The 5088-nt window shown below is 40.3% G+C and carries 6 protein-coding genes; all 6 read right to left on the bottom strand.

What is annotated here, in order from left to right; translation table 11 throughout:
- Window positions 1-563 precede the first annotated feature (563 nt).
- Window positions 564-926, bottom strand: coding sequence for a DUF3817 domain-containing protein (locus NJD71_RS13275; RefSeq protein WP_319052378.1), 363 nt, complete (start codon window positions 924-926; stop codon window positions 564-566).
- Between the two features lie 333 nt (window positions 927-1259).
- Window positions 1260-1967, bottom strand: coding sequence for a signal peptidase II (lspA, locus tag NJD71_RS13270; protein ID WP_037026031.1), 708 nt, complete (start codon window positions 1965-1967; stop codon window positions 1260-1262).
- A 141-nt stretch (window positions 1968-2108) separates the two neighbouring features.
- A complete protein-coding gene (ccmI, locus tag NJD71_RS13265; protein WP_025643930.1) occupies window positions 2109-3389 on the bottom strand; it encodes a c-type cytochrome biogenesis protein CcmI in 1281 nt (426 codons plus the stop codon).
- A complete protein-coding gene (locus NJD71_RS13260) occupies window positions 3386-3868 on the bottom strand; it encodes a cytochrome c-type biogenesis protein (protein ID WP_020443538.1) in 483 nt (160 codons plus the stop codon). The genes ccmI and NJD71_RS13260 overlap by 4 nt, the downstream gene beginning before the upstream one ends.
- Before the next feature lie 83 nt (window positions 3869-3951).
- Complete coding sequence (locus NJD71_RS13255) at window positions 3952-4614, bottom strand: DsbE family thiol:disulfide interchange protein (protein WP_011513682.1); 663 nt, start codon at window positions 4612-4614, stop codon at window positions 3952-3954.
- The coding region (locus NJD71_RS13250) for a cytochrome c-type biogenesis CcmF C-terminal domain-containing protein (RefSeq protein ID WP_319052377.1) at window positions 4615-5088 on the bottom strand (474 nt) is incomplete at its 5' end.

The raw sequence follows: 5088 nt of genomic DNA, 5'->3' as shown, positions 1-5088 counted from the left end.
GATAGTCATTTGCTGATTCAATGAGCATGCGAACGGCGCGTTCTTTAATCTCAGGAGTGTAGTTTCGTGTTTTCATTGTCGTATTCTCTCAGAATGTTGAGTCTCCGACAATCCCGGGGCGGTTCAATCACCTAAAGTAGTCTGTCAAAAGTAGTTCCATCATATCAGTCTATTTTAAGTGGTCTATTAGTTGATAAGTGAACCTAATTAGGTAGTACCTTTGAGGCATACCCTACGATAACAGGAAATCCATCGCGGATGACAAAACCTGTTTAGCTTTTAAACAAGACGGGTTTGTCGATAGTATGTAAGATAAGTTGGAAAAGTAACTAGAGTGTAAGACTATTCATACTGGGTCTGAATCAAAGTTTTATTGTGATTAATTTCTGCTCAATATTATTCATTTGTCGCCATGATGAGTGATGGCGGCTTGTAATTTAGTTAGGAAAAATAATCTTGAGTAATAATATACGTTTGTATCATTTGTATCATTTGTATCATTTGTATCATTTGTATCATTTGTATCATTTGTATCATTTGTATCATTTGTAGCAGAGCTTGTTCTAGGCTTCTTTACTTACACTTTTCTGTAAGTTATTTTTTAGTAAATGATCGAATATAAATGGGCCAAAAGGTAAGAGTGAGCCGAGTACGCCCGCAGGTATTGCCCAAAGAGGCATTTTCATTTTGATAGCTGAGCCTATAAGTATTATGATATAGGTAATAAACAATATACCGTGTGCCATACCGATGTATTTCACACCTTCTGGAATGTCCAGCATATATTTTAGTGGCATGGCGATACAGAGCAATAATAAGAAAGAGGTGCCTTCTAGGTAGCCTATAAGGGTAAGGCTTTTTAATGCGGCACTTTGTTTTTTTCTAAGATTATGTATTTGTTTGATAGTTAGCTGAGCATGTGACACTATATTATCCTTTTGTTATTTCAATAAATAATTTAGGCGGTATTCAATGTCTTTATAATAATGGCCCTGTCCAGAGCTTTGAAGTACTGGTTTTTGTCATCTACCACTTAGCACGTCACGCCTTCGTCTAGCCACTTCAAAATCATCCTGCGTTCACTCGCATACAATTATGCATTGGGTTTTGGGATATAGAATGAGAGAGTATTTGTATTAATCATATATCACCTTCCAGTTCGCATTTTTATAAACACACTTGAGTATAAAAAGTATCTTTCCGTATAGAGCAGCTATGACGCTAGTTCTTTTTATTTGTACTGATCAATATTCACTTGTTTATTCATTACGCTTACTTTCCAAAAATATCATATCAATTATAATCAACGCTACACCGACACAGACACCTATATCTGCAACATTGAAAATAGGATAATTCCAGACATCAGCATAATGCACATGGATAAAGTCAACCACTTTGCCAATTCTTAAACGATCGATTAAGTTGCCAATCGCACCGCCAAGCACTAAGGCCAACCCCATAGACAATAGCTTGGCTGTACGTGGCGCTTTGATTAAATAAATCGTTAAAAAGATAGCCATTACAAAAGCTAAGCCTGAGAAAAACCATTTCTGCCAACCGCCAGCGTCGGCTAAAAAGCTAAATGCTGCCCCATAGTTATAAGCGAGTGTCCAGTTGAGAAATGGTTCAATGACCGGTACGGGGTCATTGAACGCTAATTTGGTTTGGGCCAACCACTTAGTCCATTGATCAAGTATTAACACCATTATCGCCAACAAATACCAGATAAAAGCGCGACTGCCATTGGCAACCATTTTTGGCATTTTATCCAACTTACCTTTAGGTGTTATCGAGTTGCCTGAAGTCACGTACATAGCTTTAGGCGTATGATTCATGGTTTTAGAGTCAATCGATTGATGAGTACTACTCACAGCTATAGGTACTTTATTGTCAGCAATATTAGTACTAGCCGATTCAACGCTATTCAATTTAGTACTATCTAATCTGTCGGTAGATTCAGTCATAGTTGTTTTCTTTATCTGTGTTTATACAATGAACAATGTTAAACGTATATGTTTTTGGTATACGACTATTAATCGCGCCACTTTTATAAACGGCTCCACTTACCGCTCTGGTGTTATGAAACTTACGGTAATAATTTTTTATTAGGGAATCTGTTGATTGATTTCAACATTAACCTGAGTCTGTTCAGCGCTAATCACTATAGGATTACCCGATAAGTCGCCTGACTCTGCTATGGCATTACCGCTATGACTAATACGAGCAACGACTGCTAACTGAGTTTTGTCACTACGAGCTGAATTTAACGTGCGATCTGGCATCATCGCATCAAGATTGCTTAAGCGGATACTAGCCTCACCTTGCTTGATAATACTAATGGGTAAACGTTTGGCGGCAAACGGTGGACCTCCTTTAACGTCACGTATCGCAACAAACAACACATCATCAGCTTTCACTAACGGTAATAAATTAGCGTTAATTTTCACTGTCACGTCAATACCTTCTAGCGCTTGCTTTTCTTGCGTGCTAACGTAGTTGCTTAACTCATCTAAGCTTGCTAAAGCTTTAGTATGATCACCTGGTTTGGCCACAATGCTGCCTTGTAAGCGTTTAATCCAACCTTGCGCTTGGGCAAAGTTACTACTACGAGTCTCACCCATTGCCATGAGCATTTGAGCCCGTTCATGCTGCGGATTCTTAGCTAATATAGCTTGTAATACACGGCGAATATTGGCGTCTAACTGACCTTCATTAACGAAAAAGCTAGTCTGAGCATAAGTGGTGGCGATTTCTTCATTTTCAGGAGCTAAACGATAGGCACGAGATAAGGCTTCCAGCGCAGAATCAGTTGCCTCCATAGATAAGAAAAGCTCGGATAGGCGCATCCAGCGATTAGGATCATCAGCATTACGATGAACATTGGTTTGCATGGCGCTAATCAGTTGACGACCATCTTCAAACGCCCATGATGGCGGCTTGTCAATTTTAGCTGTCAATAGGTCGTCAGCCACTTGTCCTACTTTGTCCTCAGCTGTCCACAAATCAAACACGGGCGTACGATTGCCTATTAGTAAATACGCCATTGCAGCCAATATTGGGATCCAAGCTGCGACAATTAAACGGCTTTTGACATCAGGGGTGACCATAGGTGTTATCTGACGCTGCACATCTAATAGCTGACGCTCCAGTTCCAGCTTTTGATTTTGATAATGGCTATTATTAATAGTACCGCTGTCTTTATCTGTTTGTAGCTCAGCTAAACGTTCGCGAAATACTGCAACATTAATATCTAGCAGTTGATTGTCTATTGGTTTGGACTGCAAACGCGGTGCTCGTAGCCATGGCATAATAGCAATCAGCGCAAATATAAGAGCAATCAGCAAGCTTAGAGTTACAAATAAGCCAAAAGTAGAAAATAGAGTCATTTTTTGTCCTCTAGGCTAGTAATGTCGTGGTCGACACTCTCAGCTTGCGATAATAGACGATCAAGCTCAGCCTTTTCCGTAGAGGTCAAGGCAGCAGTACTGTTCACTGTGACGCCGCTTTGACCACGGGCAACAACTTGGCGACGCTTACTTTGCCAAAACCAACCAATAATTAAGACGAGCAATAATAGTGGTGGAAAAAACCATAGGATCCATGTTGATGGTCGCATAGGCGGCTTGTAGCTAATAAAGTCACCGTAGCGCTCTTGCATATAGACGCGTATTTCAGCATCACTACGTCTATCTTTAATTAAATCATAGACTTTTTGCTTTAGATCCTGTGCAATCGGTGCATCAGAGGCTGCAAGGTTTTGATTTTGGCATTTTGGGCAGCGAAACTCTTCTATTAATCCACGATACTGAGCTTCTTGCTGTGGTGAGTCAAAATCGTATACGTCAATAGCTGCGTTTGCCGTCATGTTAAGCAGACACGCTAGTATTAAGCTTGCTAGTTTTAAAACTATATTGGGTTTTAGTTGAGGAGCTCTTATTCGAGTAACGTTCATTTGCACATCTCCTCAACCTGAATGAGATCAGGACTATCGTTGTTCTTATTAGCCTTATTAAGTACTGTCAGGCACGGCTTAACACGCTGTTGCCAATTGGCTTCATTAATCTCACCAACAATATGCTGACGAATGATGCCATCTCCATCCACAACAAAGGTTTCGGGCGCACCAGTTATGCCTAAGTCTAGAGCAAACTGACCCAATGAATCCTGAATAGACATAGAAAATGGATCACCGCCTCGGTTTAAGTAACTGAGCGCATTACCAATCTCATCCTTATAATTCACACCAACGATATCAACGCCGCGCTCTTCTAGTTGCATTAAAAACGGATGCTCAATAACGCAAGTTGGGCACCATGAGCCCCAAACATTAAGTAAAAACGGCTTATCCGGCAAATTATCATTGGTGATAGTACGGGTAGTATCTGCTAATAACGGCAGCTCAAAGGTAGGAACCGGACGCTCAAGAGCGGTATTGGTCACAATGTCTGTTGGTTTACCTAAGCGCATGTACAATATAACTACCAAACCAAAAAAGAGGATAAGCGGAATTAAGAACCATAGCTTCGTCTGCTTTTTTTTCATTGTCTTTGGGTTACGCTGCTTACTGTTTTGGCTATCTTTTTGCTCAGGAGTATTATTCGACATAGTCATTTATTTCTCCTTTAGTGTCGACATCGTCGATACTGAGATTGCCTGCTCAATAGCTACCTCATTGACTCCATAAGTAGCCAAACTACCAGTAACTAGCAACGGAGCTTTAATTTTTTTGATGCGGTATCGTTTATCAAGCATACTAATTAATCCACCTAGAGCCATGATAATTGCCCCTAACCAAATCCAGCGAATTAATGGTTTTACATAAATCCTTAATGCCCATTGGTTACTACCATCGGCAATAGGTTCGCCCAGTGCGACATAAACATCGCGCATAAGACTGGGGTCAATAGCAGCTTCAGTTGTTGGCATCGTGCTGATAATATAAGTACGCTTTTCTGGAGTCAGTTTCGCCACTTCACGACCGTTTTTGGATACCACGACTTGCGCCTGCGTTGCATCAAAGTTACTACCCTTTATTTCAAAAAATTCAGTTACTTCAAAATCGTAACCTTGAACATTGACTGTATC

It is taken from the genome of Psychrobacter sp. PP-21, assembly GCF_033790785.1.
Taxonomy (GTDB): Bacteria; Pseudomonadota; Gammaproteobacteria; order Pseudomonadales; family Moraxellaceae; genus Psychrobacter.
This window is presented reverse-complemented; position numbering and strand designations above follow the sequence as displayed.

What these genes read in the sequence shown, in the direction of transcription:
- lspA (WP_037026031.1), bottom strand. Translation starts at nt 1,967, where the DNA reads ATGACTGAATCTACCGACAGATTAGATAGTACTAAATTGAATAGCGTT.
- ccmI (WP_025643930.1), bottom strand. Translation starts at nt 3,389, where the DNA reads ATGACTCTATTTTCTACTTTTGGCTTATTTGTAACTCTAAGCTTGCTG.
- NJD71_RS13260 (WP_020443538.1), bottom strand. Translation starts at nt 3,868, where the DNA reads ATGACGGCAAACGCAGCTATTGACGTATACGATTTTGACTCACCACAG.
- NJD71_RS13255 (WP_011513682.1), bottom strand. Translation starts at nt 4,614, where the DNA reads ATGACTATGTCGAATAATACTCCTGAGCAAAAAGATAGCCAAAACAGT.